A 23,637-nucleotide genomic window follows, 5' to 3' on the forward strand; every position below is an offset into this window, starting at 1 on the left:
TGCTGACACGCGGTCTCGCATACTTGTGGGTAACAACGTCTAGCGGCAGTCGGCCGACGCCTCTACGGTGCTCGCATGGAGCCGAACCTGCCCGATGTCGTGCTGTGGTCAATACCAGCCTTCGTCCTGCTCACCGTGGTCGAAATGGTCAGTTACCGGTTCCGTCCGGACGAGGAAGCCGCCGGATACGACACCAAGGACGCCGCCACCAGCGTCACCATGGGACTCGGCAGCCTGGTGTTCGACCTGCTGTGGAAGATCCCCATCGTCGCGGCATACACCGCCGTCTACGAACTGACTCCGCTGCGCGTCCCCGTCCTGTGGTGGACGGTCCTGCTGATGCTGCTCGCCCAGGACTTCTTCTACTACTGGTCCCACCGCGGCCACCACGTCATCCGGATCCTCTGGGCCAGCCACGTGGTCCACCACTCCAGCCGTAAGTTCAACCTCACCACCGCGCTCCGTCAGCCCTGGACCTCGCTGACCGTCTGGCCGTTCTACGTCCCCCTCATCGCCCTCGGCGTCCACCCGGCCGCGCTCGCCTTCTGCTCCGCCGTCAACCTCGTCTACCAGTTCTGGGTGCACACCGAGCGCGTCGACAAGCTGCCCAGGCCCTTCGAGTACGTACTCAACACGCCCTCCCACCACCGCGTGCACCATGCCTCCCAAGGCGGCTACCTGGACCGCAACTTCGGCGGCATCCTGATCGTCTGGGACCGGCTCTTCCGGTCGTTCGTCGCCGAGACCGAACGGCCCGTTTTCGGCCTGACGAAGAACATCGCGACGAACAACCCGCTGCGCGTGGCCACCCACGAGTACGCGGCCATCGCCCGCGACGTCCGGGCGGCGCGCACCTGGCGCGAGCGCGCCGGACGGGTCTTCCGGGGACCGGGCTGGCAGCCCGCGACGACTGTCGCCGTTGCCGCCACCGTCACCGCCGCAGCCCCGGCCGCAGCCCCGGAAGGCACCCGATGAGCGCTCCCGTCCCGAGCCGGGACCGGCTCGCACGCCCCCTGTTCCTCGCGTTCCTCGTCGCGACGGCCATCGACCTCGCCGGGGTACTGGCCGACATCCCTCTCGCGCACCTCGTCGCCAAGCCGCTGCTGATGCCGCTGCTCGCCGCGTACGCGGTGGCCCGCCGAGGTCCCCGGCTGCTCGTCGCCGCGCTGCTCTTCGGGTGGGGCGGCGACACGCTGCTGCTGGCCGACCAGGACATCGCCTTCCTCCTCGGCATGGGCTCCTTCGCCCTCGGCCACGTCTGTTACCTGAGGCTGTTCGGCCGCGCCCGGGGCTCCGTGTCCGCAGCCGTCGGATACGCCGTCGTGCTCACCGGCTTCCTCGTGCTGATCTGGTCCGACCTCCCCGCCGACCTGCGGATTCCACTGACCGGCTACAGCCTGCTGCTCACCGCCATGGCCTGGCGGGCGGGCGTCCTCGGGCGGTACGCGGCAGTCGGCGGGGCGCTCTTCCTGCTCTCCGACGCACTGATCGCCACCGGCATCGCCGACTGGCCCCAACTGCCCGCCCCCGACTTCTGGGTCATGCTCACCTACATCGCGGCCCAGTACCTCCTGACCACCGGCGTACTCGCACACCGTGCGGGTTCCGCGGCGGACGGCACCGGGGCGTACCGTGAACGCCGTATCGCCATCTGAGACCGAGACCAGCGAGGACACCGACCCATGCGCGCCACCGTCATCCACGCTCCCCACGACATCCGCGTGCAGGAGGTGCCCGACCCCACGATCCAGCAGCCCACCGACGTGGTCCTGCGGGTCCTGCGGGCCTGCATCTGCGGCAGCGACCTGTGGGCCTACCGGGGCGAGTCCCCCCGGCAGCCGGGCCAGCGCATCGGACACGAGTTCCTCGGCATCGTCGAAGAGGCGGGCCACGAGGTCAGCGGCTTCGCGGCGGGTGACCTCGTGGTCGCCCCGTTCGTCTGGTCCGACGGCACCTGCACGTACTGCGCGGACGGCCTCACCACCTCCTGCGCGCAGGGCGGTTTCTGGGGCTCGGCCGGCTCCGACGGCGGCCAGGGCGAGGCGGTCAGGGTGCCGTTCGCCGACGGAACCCTCGTCAAGCTCCCCGCCGCCGCGGCGGCCGACGAGCGGCTGCTCACCTCGCTCCTGGCCCTCTCCGACGTGCTGGGCACCGGCCACCACGCCGCCCTCGGCGCGGGCGTGAAGCCGGGCAGCACGGTCGCCGTCGTCGGCGACGGAGCGGTCGGCCTGTGCGGGGTCATGGCGGCCAAGCGCCTCGGCGCCGAGCGGATCATCGCCCTCGGCCGCCACAGCGCCCGTACGGACATCGCCCGTGCCTTCGGTGCCACGGACGTCGTCGCCGAGCGCGGCGAAGCGGCCCTCGCCGCCGTACGGGAACTGACCCGGGGCGAAGGCGCCCACTGCGTGATCGAGGCCGTCGGCACCGAGCAGTCGATGCGTACGGCGACCGGCATCGTCCGCGACGGCGGCGCCATCGGTTACGTCGGTATCCCGCACGGCAGCGGCACCGGACTCGACCTCGACGTCATGTTCGACCGGAACATCACCCTGCGCGGCGGCGTCGCCCCGGTGCGCACGTACATCCCGGAACTGCTCCCCGACATACTGGACGGCACGATCGACCCGTCGCCCGTCTTCGACCTGACGGTCGGTCTCGACGGGGTGCCCGGCGGCTACAAGGCGATGGACGAGCGTACGGCCCTGAAGGTCCTCATCAAGCCGTAAGGACCGCCGAGCCGATCGGGGGCAGCAGGAAGGGCCGGGGACCGCCGTCCCCGGCCCTTCCTCATGGTGTCCGGCCGGGTCAGCGGCGGACAGCGTCCAGCGCGTCCACGAGACCGGCTCCGTAGAAGCCGTTGTAGTTCGTGGAACCCTCGCAGACGGCGTCGATCGTGCCGTCGTTGTTGATGTCGTACGGCGCGCCGCACGCGGTGGCGTCGGCCTGGTGCGTCAGCATCGACTTCACCTGGAACGCCGAGGCGTACGGGTGCTTCGACTTGATCAGGGCCACGACACCCGCGACGTGCGGGGAGGCCATGGACGTACCGGCTTTGTAGCCGAACCCGCCGCCCGGCAGGGTGGACAGGATGCGCCCGTTGACAGCCGGAGCCGTCGGCGGCTGGTACACCGTCGAGTCGCCACCGGGGGCGGCCACGTCGATGATGCCGAGACCATAGTTCGAGTACGAGGACTTCAGGCCCTTGGCACCCGTGGCGGCGACGGTCACGACACCCGGCAGCTGGGTCGGTATGTCGAGGCACTCAGCCGGGTTGATCGTGCGGGTCACCGGCGTGGTGTCGTTCGGGCTGGTCGTGTCGACTATCTCGTCGGCGGCCAGATCGTGCTTGGAGTTGCCGGCCGCAGCGACATTGACGGTGCCCTTGCGCTCCGCGTAACGGGAGGCACGGCCGACCGCCTCGACCAGGGCGCTCTGGTCCGGGTCGTTCTTGCAGTTGAACAGCCAGGGGTCGGTGTAGTAACTGTTGTTCGTCACCTCGATGCCCTGCTCGGCCGCCCACATGAAGCCGCACACGACGGCCTCGCTGTAGAAGAAGCCGCTCGGGGTCGACACCTTGATACCGGAAACCTTGACGCCGGGCGCGACACCGGTCACGCCGATGCCGTTCTTCGCCGCCGCGATGGTTCCGGCGACGTGCGTGCCGTGGTCGCTCTCGTCGGCCATCGGCCGCCAGGAACCCTCGGTGGTGTCCGGCGCACCGGTCACACAGTTCGCCGAGGCCGCACGGTCGAAGTTCGGCGCGAGGTCGGGGTGCGTGTCGTCGACACCCGTGTCGATGACGGCGACGGTGACCCTCTTGCTGCCCTGCGAGATCGCGTGGGCCTTGTCCGCCTTGATGGCGGGCAGGTCCCACTGCAGGGGCTCGAGCGGGTCCTGACCCGCCGTCGCGTCGGCCGCGGCGGCCGCCGCCTCGTCCGCGGTGAGCGGCTGCGCGGCAGCGCCCACGTCGTTCGTCGCCTGGGGCACGATCGGGTTGGTGCGCGTGGCACCGGCCGACGAGACGCCCCTGACCTGGCGGATCGTCTTCGCGAAGTCCGGGTTCTGCGAGTGGACGACGATGACGCCGATCTGGTCGTACGCGATGACGATCGTGCCGCCCGCGTCGGCTATGGCCTTCTTGACCTGCTTGACCGCGCCTGAGCCGCCCTTGGTGTTGACGACGTAGGACAGCTTCGGCCCGTCGGCCGTGACCGCGGCGGTGGACAGCCCGTCCGTCGGCGCGGCCGAGGCCACCGCCGTCGGAAGGAAGCCCAGCGAAGCGGTGAGAGCAAGTCCGACAGGAAGCGCGAGTGCGCGGGTCCGTCGGGATGCCAGATGAGCCATGGGTTCTCCACATCATCCTTGCCAGTCGACCGGACACTGGTGTGCTCGGTCGGGTACATGACGAGTGAAGTTATCCCTGATCAGCCCGGCGTATCAATGACTAAGCGCAAGTGAGTTCGAGGCGTGTCCCTACGGATATACGGCCGAAGGGGTGAGCCGGAGACGGCGAGAGCCGTGGTGAACCGCTTCGCGCCGCTCTCCGTGCCGTTGTCAGGGAGTCGTACCACCGCTCCCGATACAGAGGTCCCCCCTTGAAGAACACCCTTCCCACCACCATCGCACCCGCGTCGCGAGGAGATTCCGTGGCTACCGATGCACCCCCGCCCCCGGCCGGTACAGAGCCGGTCCAACCCACCACCGAAGCCTTCATCGAGGTGCAGGAGAGCGCGGAGTTCGGCGAGCTGCGCCGCTCCCACCGCGCCTTCGCCTTCCCCCTGACCGTCGCCTTCGTGCTCTGGTACCTGCTGTACGTGCTGATGTCCAGCTACGCCGGCGGCTTCATGGGCACCAAGGTCGTGGGCAACATCAACGTGGCCCTCGTCTTCGGGCTCCTCCAGTTCGTCACCACGTTCCTCATCGCCTGGCTCTACTCGCGCCACGCCTCCACCCAGCTCGACCCGAAGGCCGCAGCGATCAAGTCCCGTATGGAGGCCGACGCATGAGCGCCGCCGCTCTCGCCCACCCCAGCGTCCAGCTCGCCGCCGCCGAAGGCGCGAGCGAACACCGGACGCTGATCATCACCCTGTTCGGTGTGTTCGTCGTGGCGACGCTCTTCATCACCGTCTGGGCCGGCCGCCAGACCAAGAGCGCCTCCGACTTCTACGCGGGCGGACGCCAGTTCACCGCCTTCCAGAACGGCCTCGCGGTCTCCGGCGACTACATGTCCGCCGCCTCGTTCCTCGGCATCGCGGGCGCCATCGCCCTCTTCGGATACGACGGCTTCCTCTACTCCATCGGCTTCCTGGTCGCCTGGCTCGTCGCCCTGCTGCTGGTCGCCGAACCCCTGCGCAACTCCGGCCGCTACACGATGGGCGACGTCCTCGCCTACCGCATGCGCCAGCGCCCCGTCCGGACCGCGGCAGGCACCTCGACGATCGTCGTCTCGATCTTCTACCTGCTGGCCCAGATGGCCGGCGCGGGCGTCCTGGTCTCCCTGCTGCTCGGCATCACCAGCGACGGCGGCAAGATCGCGATCGTCGCCCTGGTCGGCCTGCTCATGATCGTGTACGTCACCATCGGCGGCATGAAGGGCACCACCTGGGTGCAGATGGTCAAGGCCGTCCTCCTCATCGCGGGCACCCTGCTCATCACCTTCCTGATCCTGCTGAAGTTCAACTTCAACGTCTCCGACCTGCTCGGTACGGCGGCGAGCAACAGCGGCAAGGGCACGGCCTTCCTGGAGCCCGGCCTGAAGTACGGCGCCACCGGCACCTCGAAGCTGGACTTCATCTCGCTCGGCATCGCCCTGGTGCTCGGCACCGCGGGTCTGCCGCACATCCTGATCCGCTTCTACACCGTGCCCACGGCCAAGGCCGCCCGTAAGTCCGTGAACTGGGCCATCGGCATCATCGGCGCCTTCTACCTGATGACGATCGTGCTCGGCTTCGGTGCCGCCGCCCTGCTCAAGCCGGACGACATCATCGCGTCGAACAAGGCGGGCAACACGGCGGCCCCGCTGGCCGCCCTGGAGATCGGCGGCGGCGCGGGCTCCACCGGCGGCGCCATCCTGCTCGCGGTGATCTCCGCGGTCGCCTTCGCCACGATCCTGGCCGTCGTCGCCGGACTGACCCTGGCGTCCTCGTCGTCCTTCGCGCACGACATCTACGCCAACGTCATCCGCAGGGGCAAGGCCACGGAGAAGGAGGAGGTCCGCGCGGCACGCTGGGCGACCGTCGCCATCGGTGTCGTCTCCATCGCGCTCGGCGCGCTCGCCCGCGACATGAACGTCGCCGGCCTGGTGGCCCTCGCCTTCGCGGTCGCGGCCTCGGCCAACCTGCCGACGATCCTCTACAGCCTGTTCTGGAAGCGCTTCACCACCCAGGGCGCCCTGTGGTCGATCTACGGCGGTCTCGCCTCGTCCGTCCTGCTGGTGCTGTTCTCCCCGGTGGTCTCCTCCAAGCCGTCGTCGATGTTCCCCGGCGTCGACTTCGCCTGGTTCCCGCTGGAGAACCCGGGCCTGATCTCCATCCCGCTGGGCTTCCTGCTCGGCTGGGTCGGCTCCCTCATCTCGAAGGAGGAGCCGGACAAGGGCAAGTACGCCGAGCTGGAGGTCAAGTCCCTCACCGGCACCGGAGCGCACTGAGAGCCAGAGTTCACGGAGCCGTTCCGCTCCTGTCCCACTCCGTTGGCCCGGCCGCGTCGTAGAGTCCTACGGCGCGGCCGCGTCGCGCCTCGTGACAAACGGGCCCCTGTCGGTGTCACAGGTGTCGCGTAGTCTCGGAACTGTCAGACCGCAAACGCGGACACCACCGGGGGAGGGGGCCCACAGTGCTCATCGACACCTATGGCCGGGTCGCTACCGACCTGCGCGTATCGCTGACGGACAAGTGCAATCTGCGATGCACCTACTGCATGCCCGAAGAGGGGCTGCAGTGGCTCTCCAAGACCGAGCTGCTGAGCGACGACGAGATCGTCAGGCTCATCCGGATCGCCGTCACCGAGCTGGGGATCACCGAGGTCCGCTTCACCGGCGGCGAGCCGCTGCTCCGCCCCGGTCTCGTCTCCATCGTCGAACAGTGCGCCGCGCTGGAGCCCCGCCCCAGAATGTCGCTCACGACCAACGGCATCGGGCTCAAGCGCACCGCCACCGCCCTCAAGGCGGCCGGCCTGGACCGGGTCAACGTCTCCCTGGACACCCTGCGCCCCGACGTCTTCAAGACCCTCACCCGCCGTGACCGCCACCAGGACGTGCTCGACGGACTCAAGGCGGCCCACGAGGCCGGTCTCACCCCCGTCAAGGTCAACACCGTCCTGATGCCCGGACTCAACGAGGACGAGGCACCGGATCTGCTGGCCTGGGCCGTGGCCCACGACTACGAGCTCCGCTTCATCGAGCAGATGCCCCTCGACGCCCAGCACGGCTGGAAGCGGGACGGGATGATCACGGCGGGCGACATCCTCGCCTCGCTGCGCACCCGTTTCACGCTCACCGACGAGGGCCAGGACGAGCGCGGCTCCGCACCCGCCGAGCGGTGGACCGTGGACGGCGGAACGCACCGCGTGGGCGTCATCGCCTCCGTCACCCGGCCGTTCTGCGGAGCCTGTGACCGTACCCGGCTCACCGCCGACGGCCAGATCCGCACCTGCCTCTTCGCCCGCGAGGAGACCGATCTGCGCGGCGCACTGCGCTCGGAGGCGCCCGACGAGGAGATCGCCAGGATCTGGAAGCTCGCGATGTGGGGCAAGAAGGCCGGATCCGGACTGGACGACCCGTCCTTCCTCCAGCCCGACCGCCCGATGTCGGCGATCGGCGGCTGATCTCGGCGACCGGCAGCCGACCGCAGCGGTCGCGGCCGATCTCAGCGGTCGGCGGCCGGGGACTCCCACTCCGCCAGAGTCACGACATCCTTCAGGAATCCGCGCACACCGAGGAACGAGGAAAGGTGTTCCCGGTGTGCGTCGCAGGCCAGCCAGGTCTTGCGGCGCTCGGGGGTGTGCAGCTTGGGATTGTTCCAGGCCAGGACCCACACGGCGGCGTCGCGACAGCCCTTGGCGGAACAGATCGGCGAAGGGGTGGCGCTCTCGGCGTGGGTCTCGAAAAGGTTCACGGACTCAACCCTAGGCCAGCCGTTCCGGGCGCCGGGCGACGCATCGTCCCCGCCGGAGAAAAGGCGACGCCGAGCAGCCACGGGGGGAGCTGCCCGGCGTCGGTCCTTCGCTCCGACGGGGGATGCGGAGCGCGTACGAAGTATGCCACGGGGACCAGGGTGCGGTGCACCCGAACCTCATGATTGACCCGAGCAGCTCCTGAGCCTGCGGGACGCCGCCGGCTCAGCCGTGCGCGTGTGGAAACGGGGCCTCCGCGGAGGGTCCCGGTTCCCTGTCCGTCACCGTCTCAGCCGCCTCCGGAGCTGCGTCCAGAGCGGTCCTCGTCGGCGAGGGCACGAACGTCGAGGGCAGTGAAGTCGCGTTCTCCCGGCCCCCGTTGGCGATGACGACCGCCACATAGGGGAGCAGGACACCCAGAGCCAGCGCCACGACGGCCACATGCCTCTCGACGTTCCACAGCACCGCCGACAGCACCACGGCGAGGGTTCGCACGGACATCGAGATCACGTAGCGCCGCTGCCTGCCCCGCACGTCCTCGGCGAGGCCCTGCCGCGCACCCGTGATACGGAAGACCTCCGCGTCGCTCCTCTTCCGCGTCATGCTCCACCACCAGATCGCTGTGCCGGACACTCCCGGACCGGGTCACTTCCACGGTACGCCGGGGACGCGCCGTGTCGAGAGCGGGGCCGGTCCGTCCGGGGTGGCGGCTGGGGCGCACCACGTACGGACCACTCCGGCATGCGCCGTACCCAGGGTGGCCGAAGACTGGCGGACGTGCGCACACCGCGCCGCACGAGGAGGCGAAATGAGCTGGTTGTGGGCAATTATCGTGGGTCTGGTGCTCGGTGTGATCGCCAGGGCGATCCTGCCGGGCAAGCAGAACATTCCTCTCTGGCTGACGGTCGTGTTCGGCATCATCGGCAGCATCCTGGGTAACGCCGTCGCGTCGTGGATCGGCGTCGAGGACACCGACGGCATCGATTGGATTCGTCACGTGCTGCAGTTGATCGGTGCGGTGGTGGTGGTCGGTGTGGGAGACATGCTGTGGGCCTCGATCCGGGGCAGGGGCAAGCGGAGAACCTGACGGCAGGGCCGAAGGTGCCGCTTCGCGAGCGCGGTTCCCGAGCGCAGCACCGCGGCCGGACACGAGGTATGTGTCCGGCCGCGGTGTCATGCGCGTCCGAGGTGCGGACGGTCCGTCCGGTGTCAGCCGGCCGTGACCTCGATCGCCGCCAGGTTCTTCTTGCCCCGGCGCAGGACCAGCCAGCGCTCGTGCAGCAGCTCCTCGCGGGCCGGAGCGCTCTCACCGTCCGTGACCTTCACGTTGTTCACGTAGGCGCCGCCCTCCTTCACCGTCCGGCGGGCACCCGACTTGCTCGGCGCCAGACCGGCCTCGACCAGCAGGTCGACCAGCGGGCCGAGCTCCGTGACCCGCGCGTGGGGCACCTCCGAGAGCGCCGCGCTCAGCGTCGCCTCGTCCAGCTCGGCCAGGTCACCCTGGCCGAAGAGGGCCTTCGACGCGGCGATGACGGCGGCGCACTGCGCGCCGCCGTGCACCAGCGTGGTCAGTTCCTCGGCCAGCGCGCGCTGCGCCGAACGCGCCTGCGGACGTTCCTCGGTCAGCTTCTCCAGCTCTTCGAGCTCCTCGGGGCTCTTGAAGCTGAGGATGCGCATGTACCGCGAGATGTCCCGGTCGTCCGCGTTCAGCCAGAACTGGTAGAACGCGTACGGAGTCGTCATCGTGGCGTCCAGCCAGACGGCGCCGCTCTCGGACTTGCCGAACTTCGTGCCGTCCGCCTTCACCATCAGCGGTGTCGCCAGCGCGTGCACCGCGGCACCCGGCTCCAGGCGGTGGATCAGGTCGAGGCCCGCCGTGAGGTTGCCCCACTGGTCGCTGCCACCCTGCTGCAAGGTGCAGCCGTACCGCCGGTACAGCTCCAGGAAGTCCATGCTCTGGAGCAGCTGGTAACTGAACTCGGTGTAGCTGATGCCCTCGTCGGACTCCAGCCGCCGGGCGATCGAGTCCTTGGTGAGCATCTTGTTGACCCGGAAGTGCTTGCCGATGTCCCGCAGGAACTCGATCGCGGACATGCCCGCGGTCCAGTCCAGGTTGTTCACCATGACGGCCGCGTTGTCGCCCTCGAAGGAGAGGAACGGCTCGATCTGGGCCCGCAGCCGTGACACCCAGGCCGCGACGGTCTCCGGGTCGTTCAGCGTGCGCTCGGCCGTCGGGCGGGGGTCACCGATCTGACCCGTGGCCCCGCCCACCAGGGCGAGCGGCCGGAGCCCGGCCTGCTGGAGCCGGCGCATGGTGAGGACCTGCACCAGATGTCCGACGTGCAGACTGGCCGCGGTGGGGTCGTAGCCGCAATAGAACGTGACCGGACCGTCCGCGAGAGCCTTGCGCAGGGCGTCCTCATCAGTGGACTGGGCGAACAGTCCGCGCCACTTCAGCTCGTCGACGATGTCCGTCACGGTTCCGTGTCTCCTCTACTCGTGTATCGAATACTCGTGCGTTGAAATGCAAGCGCGGCCAGTCTAGGTGGGTCATACGCCGAGGCTGACCGAGCTCATGTTGAAATCCGGAATCCGCAGCGCCGGCATGGCGGCCCGGGTGAACCAGTCGCCCCACTCCCGCGGCAGCGTCTTCTCCGTACGGCCCGCTTCCGTGGCCCGCGACAGCAGATCGACGGGCGACTCGTTGAACCGGAAGTTGTTCACCTCGCCGACGACCTCCCCGTCCTCGACGAGATACACCCCGTCGCGGGTCAGCCCGGTCAGCAGCAGCGTCGCCGGATCGACCTCCCGGATGTACCACATGCAGGTCAGCAGCAGGGCGGGCCCGGTCGTCGCGGCGACCATCTCCTCCAGGGACTTCTCCCCACCGCCGTCGAGCACCAGATTGTCGATGGCCGGGGCGACGGGCAGCCCCGTCAGGCCCGCCGAGTGCCGCGTCGTGGTCAGGCGCTCCAGCCTGCCGTCCTTCAACCAGTCCGTCGGCGCGAGCGGCAGACCGTTGTCGAAGACGGAACCGCTGTCCCCGGAGGCGTGGGCGATCACGAACGGCGCGGACTCCAGACCCGGGGCACGGGGGTCGCTGCGCAGCGTCAGCGGGAGCCCGGAAAGCGTCTCGCCGAGCCGCGTGCCCCCGCCCGGCTTGGAGAACACCGTCCGGCCCTCGGCCGCGTCCCGGCCGGCCGACGACCACAGCTGGTAGATCAGCAGGTCGGCGACGGCCGTGGGCGGCAGCAGCGTCTCGTACCGTCCGGCGGGCAGTTCGATACGGCGCTCCGCCCAGCGGAGCCGCTGCGCGAGCTCGGCGTCCAGCGCCGCCGGGTCGACGTCCTTGAAGTCCCGGGTGGAGCGGCCGGCCCACGCCGAACGCGCACGGTCGGGGGACTTGGCGTTCAGCTCCAGCGTGCCGTTCGGCTGGTCGTGACGCAGCCGCAGCCCCGTCGACGTACCGACGTACGTCGAGGTCATCTCGTGGTTGGCGAAGCCGTACAGCTCACGGCCCCCCGCCCGCGCGCGGGCGAAGGCGTCACCGAGCGACGGGGCGAAGTCGGCGAACACGTCGGCTCCCGTCTCGGCCGGCGCGTCCGTGAAGTCCGGGGAGGCGGGCACCCCGGAGACCAGCGGCTGCGCGTCCTCGGCAGGTCCGGCCCCGCGTGCGGCGGCCTCGGCGGCGCGGACGAGCGGTTCCAGGTCGTCGGCGGTGACGGCCGAGCGGGACACGACGCCGGACGCCGTGCCCTCGGAGCCGTCGACCGTGGCGATGACGGTGAGCGTCCGCCCCCGGGTCACCCCGTTCGTGGTGAGCGCGTTGCCCGCCCAGCGCAGATTCGCGGAGGAGTTCTCGTCGGCGATGACCACGCACCCGTCGGCCGTGGACAGCCCGAGAGCCCGCTCGACGATCTCGTACGGCTTGCTGACCCTGCTCATCGTCCGGCCTCCTGCGTGGTGTTGAGGATGTTCACGCCGCGGAAAAGGGCGGACGGGCAGCCGTGCGACACGGCGGCGACCTGGCCCGGCTGGGCCTTGCCGCAGTTGAACGCGCCGCCCAGGACGTACGTCTGCGGGCCGCCGACCTTCTCCATCGAGCCCCAGAAGTCGGTCGTCGTCGCCTGGTAGGCGACATCGCGGAGCTGACCGGCGAGCTTGCCGTTCTCGATCCGGAAGAAGCGCTGCCCGGTGAACTGGAAGTTGTAGCGCTGCATGTCGATCGACCACGAGCGGTCGCCGACCACATAGATCCCGCGCTCCACACCGCCGATCAGATCCTCGGTGGACAGCCCGCCGGGATCCGGCGCCAGCGACACGTTCGCCATGCGCTGCACGGGCACATGGCCGGGGGAGTCCGCGTACGCGCACCCGTTGGAGCGGCCGAGGCCCGTGAGCTTCGCGATCCGGCGGTCCAGCTGGTAGCCGACGAGCGTCCCGTCCTTCACGAGGTCCCACGACTGCGCCTCGACGCCCTCGTCGTCGTACCCGATGGTCGCGAGCCCGTGCTCGGCGGTGCGGTCACCCGTCACGTTCATGACGGGGGAGCCGTACGTGAGCTTCCCCAGCTGGTCGAAGGTGGCGAACGACGTTCCCGCGTACGCCGCCTCGTACCCCAGCGCCCGGTCGAGCTCGGTGGCGTGGCCGATCGACTCGTGGATGGTCAGCCAGAGATTGGACGGGTCGACGACCAGGTCGTACGACCCCGCCTCGACGCTCGGCGCCCGCATCTTCTCGGCGAGCAGCCCCGGAATCCGCTCCAGCTCGGCGTCCCAGTCCCAGCCGGTGCCCGTCAGGTACTCCCAGCCCCGCCCGACCGGCGGCGCGATGGTCCGCATCGAGTCGAACTCGCCGGTCGTCCCGTCCACGGCCACCGCCGTGAGCTGAGGATGCACCCGCACCCGCTGCTGGGTGGTGACGGTGCCCGCGGTGTCCGCGTAGAACTTGTTCTCGTGGACGGTCATCAGTGAGGCGTCCACATGCGCGACGCCCTCGGCGCCCAGGAGCCGGCCGCTCCACTCGGCGAGCAGCGCCGTCTTCTCCTCGTCCGGTACGGAGAACGGGTCGGTCTCGTACGCCGAGACCCAGGTCCGCTCCCCGTGCGAGGGCTCGTCGGCCAGCTCCACCCGCTCGTCCGAACCGGCCGACGCGATCACCTTCGCCGACAGCTTGGCCATGGCCACGGCCTGTGAGGCCACCTTCGCCGCGGCGTCCATCGTCAGATCCACCCCGGACGCGAACCCCCACGCCCCGCCGTGCACGACACGGACCGCGTACCCGAGGTCGGTGCTGTCCGACGAACCGGACGGCCGGGCGTCACGGAGCCGCCAGCCGGCGCTCCGCACCCGCTCGAACCGGAAATCCGCGTGCACCGCACCGAGCGCGCGGGCGCGTGCGAGCGCCGCGTCGGCGAGGGCACGCAGCGGCAGCGCCAGGAATGACTGATCTACCTCGTGGGCCACGAAGGGCCCCCCTTCTCTCTGAAGTACTTCGGAGAGAACCATGCAACGGACTGTCTCCGGTCGGCTACACGTTTCCCACCCCACAGGTGGTCCGGACGGAGGAGGCCACACCACAGCCAGTGGCGCCCCACCTCCAAGCCCGGTCCTTCAGGGCCGGGTCAAGTTGACTGCGTGTTGGGGGCGGATGAGTACCGCCTGCCGGGCCTGCCGTACCTCGGCAAGGGCCGCAACCTCTCCGGGTGTGCGGGTGGGTGCGTCGGCGGCGATGGTTTCCCGCGTATACGAGGCGGTCTGCAGGAGCCCGGGAACCAGTAGCGGTGCGAACTCATGGACGTTGGCGGCGTCGGACTCAAGAGAGATGTAGTCCGCATAGGCCGGGGCGACGACCCCGCTGTAGGTCTGCCACCAGCCCTGCTTGCGCGCGTCCTTGGCCAGTCCTTCGAGGGCGGATACGACTTCGCGGTCAACCAGCCGTACGACTGGAGCAGGGCAGCCACCTCGGCGGGACGGATGTGTCCGTTGGCCGTCTCGATGCGGGACAGCTTGGCCGCCGGGGTGTGGGTCAAGCCCCATCACCCGGATCAGCGCGACTTCCCGCACCGGGCGGGGGTCCAACTCGATGACCCCACTGCCGAATCCGGTCGTGGGCTGCCTCTCATGGACTTTCTCGCGCCGGGCTGGGACGTCACTCTGACGCCCGTCGGCAAACAGATCTGCTGCCTGCTCCCACATGGCCGTAACTGATCGAATCCAGGTTCAATCGTCGTATCGACGTGCGATTTGGCGGGTTGTCAGTCTCTCGATGTAGTCTCTCCGTCACGCCGAGTTGACGTTCAACTGTGTTGCCGGCGCCGAGCGTTGGGGAGACGGTGCATGGTCGGGCGAGAGTTGTCACCGGCGGATCACCAGGACAAAGAGATCCGCATAGTCCTCAAGCGGCTGATAGCTGAAGGCTGGACTCTGCATAAGGAGGGGCACTGGGGCCGCCTGTACTGCCCCTGCCCCGAAGGAGGCTGCCTCACCATCCCGGTCCCGGGCACGGCGAAGAACCCGGGAGGCATGGCGCGCAAGCTCGCATGGCGGGCGAAGCGCTGCCCGCTCCCCAAAGGTGACCCGCGCCGCACCCCTGGTGGGGATGTTGTCGTTTGACAACACATGGGTCCTGGGTAAGTCTGCCTCGCAGGGGTGGCGAACCCTGGCGCGCAGGCATGTGACAGCACAGCCAAAGGGGGGACGAGGGCGAGATGGAGTACGAGTTTCTGTTCGTCGTGGACGGCATCAGCGTGGACGACGACCTGGCGGTCGGCGTCATTTTCGACGAGTTCGACGGACTGCTCACTCAGCACAGGGACAAGCACCTGCTGGACCTGTCCGAGTCGGGGGACAGCGCCATCGACGCCGCGCACCGCCTGGTCGTACGACTGAGAAGCGCTCTGCCCCGGCTACGGCTGCTGCGGCTGGACCCGGATCTGGTGGGCGTGTCGGATATTGCCGAGCGGACGGGCCGCAGCCGTCAGAACGTACTCCAATGGGTGAACGGGGAGCGGCGAGCGGACGCGGGTGCCTTCCCGGACCCGGAGGGCACGGTCGGGCGCTCACTCGTCTGGCGCTGGGCCGAGATCAACGCCTGGCTGGCCGGCATCGGTGAGCGTGTCGGTGACGCGGGAGCGACCCGCGAGGACGCGCTGCACATCGACTTCATGCTGCCCCGCTGGCAACAGGTGCTTGACGACGGCTTGCCGATCGTGCGGTTCGTGCACGCGCGGGAGGACGAGCGGTCAGGCGACCGGGCAGGCGTGGAGCGCCTGCTGGACGGCACCTTCTCCGCCCCCGGGCTGCTGGAAATGATCTCTGCCTTTCCCCGGGCGGAAAGGCAGAGCCTGACCGTGGTCTGTGCGGTACTGCCCGACCGGCTCAGCGATGTGGTGTCGAAGGTCCGCAAGGACGAGACCTGCGTGCTGCTCGCCTTTCAGGGCCCGAAGAACGAGCTGTGGCTCACACCGATCGCCGCACGTGAGATTCCAGGATCACGGCCCGTATCGGAACTGGGGCTCGGCGACGACGCGACCGTCGGTGACCTGCTGCTGGTCACCGTGAACGGCGCCGTGGAGCCGACCACACCCGTCGCCCTCGACTGAACACTCCGCGGCTCCACGAAAGGAAGTTGAGCCCACCGCATTCGCGATCAGTGCCCGTGCCGTCCGTCTGGCAGCGACCGTCCTCGCCGAGCATCTCCCGGACGGCCTTCCCTTCCGCGAAGCGAAGCGGTTGATCCACCTGGCCGATCCTGCCCTGGCGGGCGACTGGGTTGCCGCTCGTGGCCCAGGGCGAAGAGCGATGTGGACACCAATCTCGGCTACACCGCGACCTCGCTGAGCAAGGCCGGGTGGCTGACCCGTGCCAACCGCATCTGGCGGCTGACCGGGCTTGGCCAAGGAAGCGCTCGGGCACTACCCGGACGAGATGACTTTCCTCTGGGAGGCGCACGCGCGCTACGACTACTGGCCGGCCGGCGGACCGGCTTCGATGCCGCCGCCAAGATCCTGTCCACGCTGCCCGACGAACGGTGGGTGAGTCTGGAGGACCTGGCCGGGATCATCGATGAGGTGTGTCCTGGTGGCGCGAGTGCGCACGTGTCGCACGGGCAAGTGATCGAGGCGTTGGTGGCCAACGGGCTGACCGCGCCCGCGCAATTGGTGCGGGTCGGTGACTGGGCCCGCACCTGTCGGGCGTATCGAAGCCCGCGATTGTGGCGACCGGGTCGATGTCATAGAGGTGGACGGAGCTCTCCAGATCGTGCGCGTGGGCGAGGCGGAGACGCCCGGAGAACGGCTGGTCCGGCGGATGCGGGACAGCAGGGTCAGTCAGGACGTGGAAGGCATGTCCACCGACGAGATCATGGAGATGCTGCGTGGCGAGTGAGCCTGCCCGGCGGCTCGTCCGCGACAGCGCACCCCCGGCCGTGCTCGTCGATTCGCGCGTCATCCTCGACGTCGTCACCGGTGATCCCCGATGGTGCGAGTGGTCCGCCGGCAAGATCGCTGAGGCCAGGGATGACGGAGCCCTGGTCATCAACCCGGTCATCTACTCGGAGATCTCCGTCGGCTACGACTCGGTCGAGTTGCTGGACGGCATGCTCGGCTCGGACTACGAACGCCATCCGTTGCCCTGGACTGCTGGCTTCCTGGCCGGCAAGGCGTTCAAGCGGTATCGCGCGAACGGCGGGCAGAAGCGTTCTCCGCTGCCCGATTTCTACATCGGGGCGCACGCGGCGGTCGCCGGATATCGTCTGCTCACCCGTGACGCGGCGCGGTACCGCACGTATTTTCCCCGCCTCGAAGTGATCGCGCCGGACTGACCGGGACGTTCAGCCGGGCGGCGACTGTAGGAACCCGACAGAGGCCGCCCGTCGGCGCTGTCAGAGGGCGATTCTCTGTAGGCGGCCCGGTACCGATAGGTTTTCGATGTACCAGACCGCCAAGGAAAGGGTGATCCGTTGAGCCGCTCGGTTCTCGTCACCGGAGGAAACCGGGGCATCGGCCTCGCCATCGCCCGCGCTTTCGCCGACAACGGCGACAAGGTCGCGATCACCTACCGCTCCGGCGAGCCGCCGAAGGAACTCACCGAGGCGGGCTGCCTGGCCGTCCGTTGCGACATCACGGATACCGAGCAGGTGGAGCAGGCCTACAAGGAGATCGAGGAGAAGCACGGTCCCGTCGAGGTACTGGTCGCCAACGCCGGTATCACCAAGGACCAGTTGCTCATGCGGATGTCCGAGGAGGACTTCACGTCCGTACTCGACACCAACCTCACCGGCACCTTCCGGGTCGTCAAGCGCGCCAACCGCGCCATGCTGCGCGCCAAGAAGGGCCGTGTCGTCCTGATCTCCTCCGTCGTGGGCCTCCTCGGCTCGGCGGGACAGGCGAACTACGCCGCTTCCAAGGCGGGCCTCGTCGGCTTCGCCCGGTCGCTGGCCCGTGAGCTCGGCTCGCGGAACATCACTTTCAACGTCGTCGCGCCCGGGTTTGTCGACACCGACATGACCCAGGCGCTCACCGAGGAGCAGCGCAAGGGCATCGTCGCCCAGGTGCCGCTCGGCCGCTACGCGCAGCCCGGGGAGATCGCCGCAGCGGTGCGCTTCCTCGCCTCCGACGACGCCTCGTACATCACTGGAGCCGTCATCCCCGTTGACGGCGGATTGGGCATGGGTCACTGATCACCATGAGCGGAATTCTCGACGGCAAGCGCATTCTCATCACGGGTGTGCTGATGGAGTCCTCCATCGCCTTCCACACCGCGAAGGTGGCCCAGGAGCAGGGCGCCGAGGTCATCCTCACCGCCTGGCCGCGGCCCACGCTGACCGAACGCATCGCCAGGAAGCTGCCGAAGCCGGCGAAGGTCATCGAGCTGGACGTGACCAACGACGAGCACCTGGACCGCCTGGCCGGTCTGGTCCGCGACGAGCTCGGCTCGCTCGACGGTGTCGTGCACTCCATCGGCTTCGCGCCGCAGGACGCGCTCGGCGGCAACTTCCTCAACACCCCCTTCGAGTCGGTCGCCACGGCCATGCACGTCTCGGCGTTCTCCCTGAAGTCGCTCGCCATGGCCTGCAAGCCGCTGATGAGCGACGGCGGCTCGATCGTCGGTCTCACCTTCGACGCGCAGTACGCCTGGCCGCAGTACGACTGGATGGGCCCGGCCAAGGCCGCGCTGGAGGCCACCTCCCGCTACCTCGCCCGTGACCTGGGCAAGGACGGCCTGCGCTGCAACCTGATTTCCGCCGGACCGCTCGGTTCCATGGCCGCCAAGTCGATCCCGGGCTTCTCGGAGCTCGCGGACGTCTGGAACCACCGCTCTCCGCTGGCGTGGGACATGAACGACCCGGAGCCGGCCGGCCGCGGTGTCGTCGCGCTCCTCTCGGACTTCTTCCCGAAGACCACGGGCGAGATCATCCACGTCGACGGCGGCGTGCACATGATGGGCGCCTGACCTCCCGTCTCTCATGAGGGCCGCGTACCGGTACCGGTACGCGGCCCTCATGCGTCCCGGTACGCGCGTTCGCCCGGCCCCGCGCTCCGAGTCGAAAAGATGGCCCGTCCACCGCAGACTGTGGAGGAACCGGACTTCTGGTCAGGCCGCGGGGAGGAGACTGCTGTGCGCCCCACACTTCGCCGAACCTCGGCCCTGCTGGCCGTCTCGGCCGCCCTCGCCGCTCTCGTCACCCCCGTCGGCGTGTACGCGGCGAACCGGGCCGCCTCCGGAGCAGCGGCCCCCCTCGCCCCCACCCCGGAGCCCTCGGGCTCGGAATGCCGTACGTCGGTCGAGGGCTCCCGCGTCATCGCGTACTGCCACAACCCGTACCCCTCCATCGACCTCGTGCGGCTCCACACCGAGTGCGACCGCTGGTGGGACGTCGACGCGGACGGCAAGGCGGTAGCGGTGGAGCCGGGCCGGACCGTACGGCTCGACGACCGCTGCTGGAAAGAGGTCGCCTCGGCCTGGGTCAGCCACCAGCCGGGCTAGAGGGTGCCGGGCACGGCTCAGACCCGGTCCACCAAGCAGCTCAGGGCGTGGCTCGCGGCCTCCGCCGCCGCGGTCTCGGCGTCACCCGCACGGATCGCCTCGACCAGCCGCGCGTGGTCCATGTGCTTCTCCGGCCGCAGCTCGGGGCCGACGTCGTCGCGGAGATAGTCGCGCAGCAGATCACCCAGGTCCGCGTAGAGCTCCGTCAGCACGTCGTTGTGCGAGGCGGCGACCACGGCCAGATGCAGGGTCGCGTCCGCCGCGACGAACGCCTCCGCGTCCCCCGTGGCCCATGCCTCCTCGCGCCGGGTCATCAGCGCGTCGAGCTGGCGCATGTCGCGCTCCGTACGCCGGACGGCGGCCAGCCGGGCCGCCGAGGACTCCAGCGTCGAGCGCAGCTCGGCGACATGGCGCGGATCGGCGGAGGCGAAGCGCCGGTGCATGACCCCGGCCAGCTCACTGGTCGCGACGACATACGTGCCGGAACCCTGCCGGATGTCCAGGAGACCGTTGTGCGCGAGTGCGCGCACCGCCTCGCGGACGGTGTTGCGGGCCACCCCGAGCTGTTCGACCAGCTCGGGTTCGGTGGGGATCCGTGACCCCACGGGCCACTCGCCCGAGGTGATCTGATTCCTCAGCTGGGCAATCACCTGGTCGGCGAGTGCCGAACGCCGCGGAGACGTCAGCGCCATGGTGCTCCTTGTTCGGGATTGGACAACCAATCATCCCATGATTCTATGATGGGCAGATGCCCGACGACGAGACACGGACCCTGCACTCGAAGCCGACCCCCCTCGGCCCGCTGTCCGACGCGGCGGCCCCAGGACCCTCCCCCTGGCTGCTGCGCCTGGTCATGGCCGGGCTCGTGCTTGCCGCGCTCAACCTCCGCCCCGCCATCACCAGCCTCGGCGCCCTCCTCGAAGAGGTGCGGGACGGGCTCGGCATGAGCGGCAGTGTCGCCGGTGTGCTCACCTCCGTACCGCCCCTCTGTTTCGCGCTCTTCGGCGTCATGGCGCCGCGGCTCGCGCGCCGCTTCGGCGCGGGCGCGGTCGTCTGCGCGGGCATGGTGGCCATCGCCGCGGGTCTGGCGATCCGCCCCTTCGTCGGCGGCACGGCCGGCTTCCTCGCGGCCAGCGCGCTCGCCCTCATGGGCATCGCCGTCAGCAACATCCTGATGCCGGTGATCGTCAAGCGCTGGTTCCCCGACCGCGTCGGCACCATGACCGGTCTCTACTCCATGGCCCTGGCCACGGGCACCGCGCTCGCGGCAGCCCTCACCGTGCCCATGACGAACGCGCTCGGCGGCAGCTGGAAGACCGGGCTGGCGCTCTGGGCCGTGCTCGCCGCCGTCGCGGTCGTGCCGTGGATCGCTCTCGTACGGGACCGGGGTACCGCACCGGGACAGCCCACCGCCCGTCAGCAGAAGGACGCCCCGGTCCTCCGGATCACCCGCAGCAGGACCGGCTGGGCCCTCGCCTCGTTCTTCGGCCTCCAGGCCACTGCCGCGTACATCACCATGGGATGGATGCCGCAGATCTTCCGCGACGCCGGGGTCCCGGCCTTCACCGCGGGCCTCCTGCTCGCGGTGACCATGGCGATGGGAGTGCCCCTCGCCTTCGTCATTCCCCGCGTCGCCTCCCGAATGCGCAACCAGGGCCCGATCGCCGTCTTCCTCAGCGCCTGCGGTCTCATCGGCTACGCGGGCCTCTACCTCGCGCCCGCCGCCGGAGCCTGGGCCTGGGCGCTGCTGCTCGGCGTCGCCAACTGCGCCTTCCCGCTCGCCCTCACCATGATCGGGATGCGCTCGCGCACCGGCGCGGGAGTCGTCAGGCTGTCGGCCTTCGCCCAGTCCACCGGGTACCTGATCTCGATCCCCGGCCCCCTGCTCGTCGGCGTGCTCTACCAGCACAGCGGCGGCTGGGGGCTGCCGATCGCTCTGATGGCCGCCCTCTTGGTGCCGCAGATGATCGCGGGCGTACTCGCCGGACGGGACCGGACCATCGAGGACGAATGCTGAGATGCGAGACTGGAGCCATGTCTCCTGTGCTCGAGCCGAACCCACAGAACGGCCAGAAGAAGCTGCTCCTCGTCTTCGGGGCGATGCTGCTCATCACGGTGGTCATCGGAGTGATCGCCTCCATCGCCTCCCCCTGACGTTCCGGGGATGGGGGTAGGGCCAGCCCCCCATCCCCTAGGGGGACAGGGTCAGGGTCAAGTGGGTGGATCACCGGATGGGATCGGCGGCGCCGGGTCCGTAGGTTCGGGAGTACCGAACCGAACACCCACGGAGGCGACATGCCGGTCCGTACACACACCCGGTCCACCACCCCGGCCTCGGACCGCGTCGAGGTCCGGCTGCCGTGGTGGGCCGTCGTGCTGCCCGCGCTCGCCTTCGCCGCCCTCCTGCTGCTGATCGTCGGCCCCGGTGAGGCCCGCGCCGCCACCGGCGATCCCGCGCTCGGCCGACTGCTCGCGCACATCATGGACCTGCTCTCCCCCTGACACCCGACCGGTGGGCCGTTCGAGTGATTCACCGGACCGGGGGAGCACGTCAACACCCTGCGCCAGGCGGCACATTTCGTGCGAAGCTGAGGTGTATGAGCGTCGATACACCTCGCAGGATCGTCCTTCTCAGGCATGCAAAAGCGGAGTGGTCGGAGGAATCCGACCACGAGCGGCCGCTGGCGGAACGCGGTCGCAAAGACGCGCCCGTCGCGGGCCGCAAGCTCGTCGATTCCGGCATCGACTTCGATCTGGCCCTGTGCTCGACCGCCGTCAGGACGCGCGAGACCTGGAAGCTCGCGGTCCACGAGTTCCCGCACCGGCCCAGGACCGTGTACGAGGAGAGGCTGTACGAGGCCTCACTCGGCGAACTGATCGCCGTGTTCAACGAGACTCCCGACGAGGTGCGCAACCTCCTGGTCATCGGCCACAACCCCGGCATGCATGCCGCTGTGGACGCCCTCTCGGGCTCGGCGACCGGGGACGCGCCGGCGAGGGTGGCCCGGGACGGGTTCCCGACCGCCGCCTTCGGCGTCATCGAGTTCACCGGCACCTGGAAGTCGCTGGAACACGGTGTGGGCAAGCTGGTCGAATACTGGACGCCGAACGGCTGAGCCCGGGACAGGACTACGAGGGAAGGGCCCCGGTGCGGTATCCGACGGTATCCGCACCGGGGTCCTTCCCTGTCGTCCCGCGCTCAGTCGATCAGGCCGTCGGCGGCCTCGACCTCTTCGCGTGTGATGCCGAGCAGATACAGCACCGTGTCCAGGAAGGGAACGTTCACCGCCGTGTGCGCGGCCTCGCGCACGACCGGCTTGGCGTTGAACGCCACACCGAGCCCTGCCGTGTTCAGCATGTCCAGGTCGTTGGCGCCGTCACCGATGGCCACGGTCTGGGCGAGCGGCACTCCCGCCTGCTCGGCGAAACTCCGCAGCAGCCGCGCCTTCCCCGCCCGGTCCACCACATCGCCGACCACACGGCCCGTGAGCTTCCCGTCGACGATCTCCAGCGTGTTGGCGGAGGCGAAATCGAGGCCGAGACGTTCCTTCAGGTCGTCCGTGACCTGGGTGAAGCCCCCGGAGACGACGCCGACCTGATAGCCGAGGCGCTTCAGCGTACGGATCAGGGTGCGGGCACCGGGTGTCAGCCGCACCTCGGACCGCACCTTGTCCACCACCGACACGTCGAGCCCCGCGAGCAGCGCGACCCGCGCGTGCAGCGACTGTTCGAAGTCGAGCTCGCCCCGCATCGCCTGTTCGGTCACGGCGGCGACCTCGTCCTCGCAGCCCGCGTGGGCCGCGAAGAGCTCGATCACCTCGTCCTGGATGAGCGTGGAGTCCACGTCCATGACGACCAGACGCTGCGCCCGCCGGCTCAGCCCCGCCGATACGACGGCGACGTCGACGCCGATCTGCGCGGCCTCCGTCGCCAGCGCGGTCCGCAGCTCTTCGGTGCCCGTGCCGGACACGGCGATCTCGACGGCGGTGACCGGGTACTTCGCCAGCCGGAAGATCCGGTCGATGTTGCCGCCCGTCGATGTGATCGTGGCCGCTATGGCGGCGGTCGACTCCGCGGTGAGCGGGTGCCCCAGCACGGTCACATGGGAACGGCCGGAGCCACGGGGACGGTTGTCCCCCATGCCGGAGATGATCTCGGCCTGCAACTTCAGCGAATCCGCCCAGCTGTGCACGGTCGCCCGCAGGTCGCCCTCGGTGGTACCGCCGGCCGTCGGGGCGGTGACCAGGGCGCACAGGACGATACGGCCCCGGGTGACGACCTGCTCGATGTCCACGACATCGACGGAGTACGCGGCGAGTGTGTCGAAGAGCCCGGCGGTGATACCGGGACGGTCCTTCCCGAAGATCTTCACGAGAAGGGTGGGTTCGTCGATGCCCTGACGGGACTCAGGGAACTCAGGAGACGGAGGGGACTGAGGTGGCTGAGATGCGCTCATGGTGTTCCCACCGTATCGGTCCCACTCCGAGCCCCGACCCCCTGTCCCGCCACCCGGACAGCTCTCCCGGGACGCCTCCAGGGC

General features: G+C 69.4%; 26 protein-coding genes. 17 read left to right on the forward strand and 9 right to left on the reverse strand.

Features of this window, described 5'->3' with window-relative positions:
• Positions 1–75 precede the first annotated feature (75 nt).
• The 3 genes from F0344_RS29115 to F0344_RS29125 are packed head-to-tail and all read left to right on the forward strand — an operon-like array spanning position 76 to position 2,726.
• Positions 76–975 (forward strand): sterol desaturase family protein, encoded by a 900-nt coding sequence (locus F0344_RS29115; protein WP_185301595.1) that lies wholly within the window; start codon positions 76–78, stop codon positions 973–975.
• Positions 972–1,655 (forward strand): lysoplasmalogenase, encoded by a 684-nt coding sequence (locus F0344_RS29120; RefSeq protein WP_185301596.1) that lies wholly within the window; start codon positions 972–974, stop codon positions 1,653–1,655. Before F0344_RS29115 ends, F0344_RS29120 begins: the two co-directional genes overlap by 4 nt.
• Before the next feature lie 27 nt (positions 1,656–1,682).
• Positions 1,683–2,726, forward strand: a complete 1,044-nt coding sequence (locus F0344_RS29125; protein WP_185301597.1) for a zinc-dependent alcohol dehydrogenase family protein — start codon at positions 1,683–1,685, stop codon at positions 2,724–2,726.
• Positions 2,727–2,805: 79 nt separating this feature from the next.
• Here F0344_RS29125 and F0344_RS29130 read toward each other — a convergent pair whose 3' ends face one another.
• Entirely contained in the window at positions 2,806–4,344 is a 1,539-nt protein-coding gene (locus F0344_RS29130; RefSeq protein ID WP_185301598.1) for a S8 family peptidase, read from the reverse strand.
• 302 nt (positions 4,345–4,646) lie between these two features.
• Here F0344_RS29130 and F0344_RS29135 point away from each other — a divergent pair, with 302 nt between their 5' ends.
• From F0344_RS29135 to moaA, 3 genes are all read left to right on the forward strand, one after another.
• Entirely contained in the window at positions 4,647–5,006 is a 360-nt protein-coding gene (locus tag F0344_RS29135; RefSeq protein ID WP_185301599.1) for a DUF485 domain-containing protein, read from the forward strand.
• Positions 5,003–6,646, forward strand: coding sequence for a solute symporter family protein (locus tag F0344_RS29140; protein WP_185301600.1), 1,644 nt, complete (start codon positions 5,003–5,005; stop codon positions 6,644–6,646). Before F0344_RS29135 ends, F0344_RS29140 begins: the two co-directional genes overlap by 4 nt.
• Before the next feature lie 185 nt (positions 6,647–6,831).
• Complete coding sequence (moaA, locus tag F0344_RS29145) at positions 6,832–7,821, forward strand: GTP 3',8-cyclase MoaA (protein ID WP_185301601.1); 990 nt, start codon at positions 6,832–6,834, stop codon at positions 7,819–7,821.
• Positions 7,822–7,862: 41 nt separating this feature from the next.
• Here moaA and F0344_RS29150 read toward each other — a convergent pair whose 3' ends face one another.
• Together F0344_RS29150 and F0344_RS29155 are read right to left on the reverse strand one after the other, a co-directional pair.
• Positions 7,863–8,111 carry a hypothetical protein gene (locus F0344_RS29150; protein ID WP_185301602.1) on the reverse strand — a complete coding sequence of 83 codons (249 nt, stop codon included), beginning with the start codon at positions 8,109–8,111 and terminating at the stop codon, positions 7,863–7,865.
• Between the two features lie 223 nt (positions 8,112–8,334).
• Positions 8,335–8,712, reverse strand: coding sequence for a DUF3099 domain-containing protein (locus F0344_RS29155; RefSeq protein ID WP_185301603.1), 378 nt, complete (start codon positions 8,710–8,712; stop codon positions 8,335–8,337).
• A 205-nt stretch (positions 8,713–8,917) separates the two neighbouring features.
• On the opposite strand from F0344_RS29155, the gene F0344_RS29160 reads away from it, so the two are divergent.
• Entirely contained in the window at positions 8,918–9,196 is a 279-nt protein-coding gene (locus tag F0344_RS29160) for a GlsB/YeaQ/YmgE family stress response membrane protein (RefSeq protein ID WP_185301604.1), read from the forward strand.
• Between the two features lie 122 nt (positions 9,197–9,318).
• On the opposite strand, the gene tyrS is transcribed toward F0344_RS29160, so the two are convergent.
• The 4 genes from tyrS to F0344_RS29180 all read right to left on the reverse strand — a co-directional run bounded on the left by tyrS (position 9,319) and on the right by F0344_RS29180 (position 14,147).
• Positions 9,319–10,587: a tyrosine--tRNA ligase gene (tyrS, locus tag F0344_RS29165; RefSeq protein WP_185301605.1), complete on the reverse strand. Its 1,269-nt coding sequence runs from the start codon at positions 10,585–10,587 to the stop codon at positions 9,319–9,321.
• A gap of 72 nt (positions 10,588–10,659) precedes the next feature.
• Entirely contained in the window at positions 10,660–12,054 is a 1,395-nt protein-coding gene (locus tag F0344_RS29170) for a metallopeptidase TldD-related protein (RefSeq protein ID WP_185301606.1), read from the reverse strand.
• Positions 12,051–13,574 carry a TldD/PmbA family protein gene (locus F0344_RS29175; RefSeq protein WP_185301607.1) on the reverse strand — a complete coding sequence of 508 codons (1,524 nt, stop codon included), beginning with the start codon at positions 13,572–13,574 and terminating at the stop codon, positions 12,051–12,053. Before F0344_RS29175 ends, F0344_RS29170 begins: the two co-directional genes overlap by 4 nt.
• Positions 13,575–13,721: 147 nt before the next feature.
• Positions 13,722–14,147: a DUF5753 domain-containing protein gene (locus F0344_RS29180; protein WP_258050160.1), complete on the reverse strand. Its 426-nt coding sequence runs from the start codon at positions 14,145–14,147 to the stop codon at positions 13,722–13,724.
• A gap of 671 nt (positions 14,148–14,818) precedes the next feature.
• Between F0344_RS29180 and F0344_RS29185 the strand changes: the two genes are divergently transcribed.
• The 6 genes from F0344_RS29185 (at position 14,819) to F0344_RS29210 (ending at position 19,097) form a co-directional block, all read left to right on the forward strand.
• On the forward strand, positions 14,819–15,712 hold the full coding sequence (locus tag F0344_RS29185) for a helix-turn-helix transcriptional regulator (RefSeq protein WP_185301608.1): 894 nt from the start codon (positions 14,819–14,821) through the stop codon (positions 15,710–15,712).
• A gap of 568 nt (positions 15,713–16,280) precedes the next feature.
• Entirely contained in the window at positions 16,281–16,496 is a 216-nt protein-coding gene (locus F0344_RS29190; protein ID WP_185301609.1) for an AbrB/MazE/SpoVT family DNA-binding domain-containing protein, read from the forward strand.
• Positions 16,486–16,932, forward strand: a complete 447-nt coding sequence (locus F0344_RS29195; protein ID WP_185301610.1) for a type II toxin-antitoxin system VapC family toxin — start codon at positions 16,486–16,488, stop codon at positions 16,930–16,932. The genes F0344_RS29190 and F0344_RS29195 overlap by 11 nt, the downstream gene beginning before the upstream one ends.
• Before the next feature lie 138 nt (positions 16,933–17,070).
• Positions 17,071–17,790 (forward strand): 3-oxoacyl-[acyl-carrier-protein] reductase, encoded by a 720-nt coding sequence (gene fabG, locus F0344_RS29200; protein ID WP_185301611.1) that lies wholly within the window; start codon positions 17,071–17,073, stop codon positions 17,788–17,790.
• Between the two features lie 5 nt (positions 17,791–17,795).
• Positions 17,796–18,563 carry an enoyl-ACP reductase FabI gene (gene fabI, locus F0344_RS29205; RefSeq protein ID WP_185301612.1) on the forward strand — a complete coding sequence of 256 codons (768 nt, stop codon included), beginning with the start codon at positions 17,796–17,798 and terminating at the stop codon, positions 18,561–18,563.
• A 165-nt stretch (positions 18,564–18,728) separates the two neighbouring features.
• Positions 18,729–19,097, forward strand: coding sequence for a hypothetical protein (locus F0344_RS29210; protein WP_185301613.1), 369 nt, complete (start codon positions 18,729–18,731; stop codon positions 19,095–19,097).
• A 17-nt stretch (positions 19,098–19,114) separates the two neighbouring features.
• Here F0344_RS29210 and F0344_RS29215 read toward each other — a convergent pair whose 3' ends face one another.
• Positions 19,115–19,789: a FadR/GntR family transcriptional regulator gene (locus F0344_RS29215; protein WP_185301614.1), complete on the reverse strand. Its 675-nt coding sequence runs from the start codon at positions 19,787–19,789 to the stop codon at positions 19,115–19,117.
• Between the two features lie 56 nt (positions 19,790–19,845).
• Here F0344_RS29215 and F0344_RS29220 point away from each other — a divergent pair, with 56 nt between their 5' ends.
• The 4 genes from F0344_RS29220 (at position 19,846) to F0344_RS29230 (ending at position 22,213) form a co-directional block, all read left to right on the forward strand.
• Positions 19,846–21,114, forward strand: coding sequence for a CynX/NimT family MFS transporter (locus tag F0344_RS29220; protein ID WP_185301615.1), 1,269 nt, complete (start codon positions 19,846–19,848; stop codon positions 21,112–21,114).
• 26 nt (positions 21,115–21,140) lie between these two features.
• On the forward strand, positions 21,141–21,251 hold the full coding sequence (locus tag F0344_RS36195) for an SGM_5486 family transporter-associated protein (protein WP_258050310.1): 111 nt from the start codon (positions 21,141–21,143) through the stop codon (positions 21,249–21,251).
• A gap of 141 nt (positions 21,252–21,392) precedes the next feature.
• Positions 21,393–21,599 (forward strand): hypothetical protein, encoded by a 207-nt coding sequence (locus F0344_RS29225; RefSeq protein WP_185301616.1) that lies wholly within the window; start codon positions 21,393–21,395, stop codon positions 21,597–21,599.
• A gap of 95 nt (positions 21,600–21,694) precedes the next feature.
• Positions 21,695–22,213: a SixA phosphatase family protein gene (locus F0344_RS29230; RefSeq protein ID WP_185301617.1), complete on the forward strand. Its 519-nt coding sequence runs from the start codon at positions 21,695–21,697 to the stop codon at positions 22,211–22,213.
• Positions 22,214–22,296: 83 nt separating this feature from the next.
• Here the strand turns inward: F0344_RS29230 and serB are convergent, their stop codons facing one another.
• Positions 22,297–23,553 carry a phosphoserine phosphatase SerB gene (serB, locus tag F0344_RS29235; RefSeq protein WP_185301618.1) on the reverse strand — a complete coding sequence of 419 codons (1,257 nt, stop codon included), beginning with the start codon at positions 23,551–23,553 and terminating at the stop codon, positions 22,297–22,299.
• Positions 23,554–23,637: the final 84 nt, after the last annotated feature.

The sequence above is a fragment of the Streptomyces finlayi genome (assembly GCF_014216315.1).
GTDB lineage: Bacteria > Actinomycetota > Actinomycetes > Streptomycetales > Streptomycetaceae > Streptomyces > Streptomyces finlayi_A.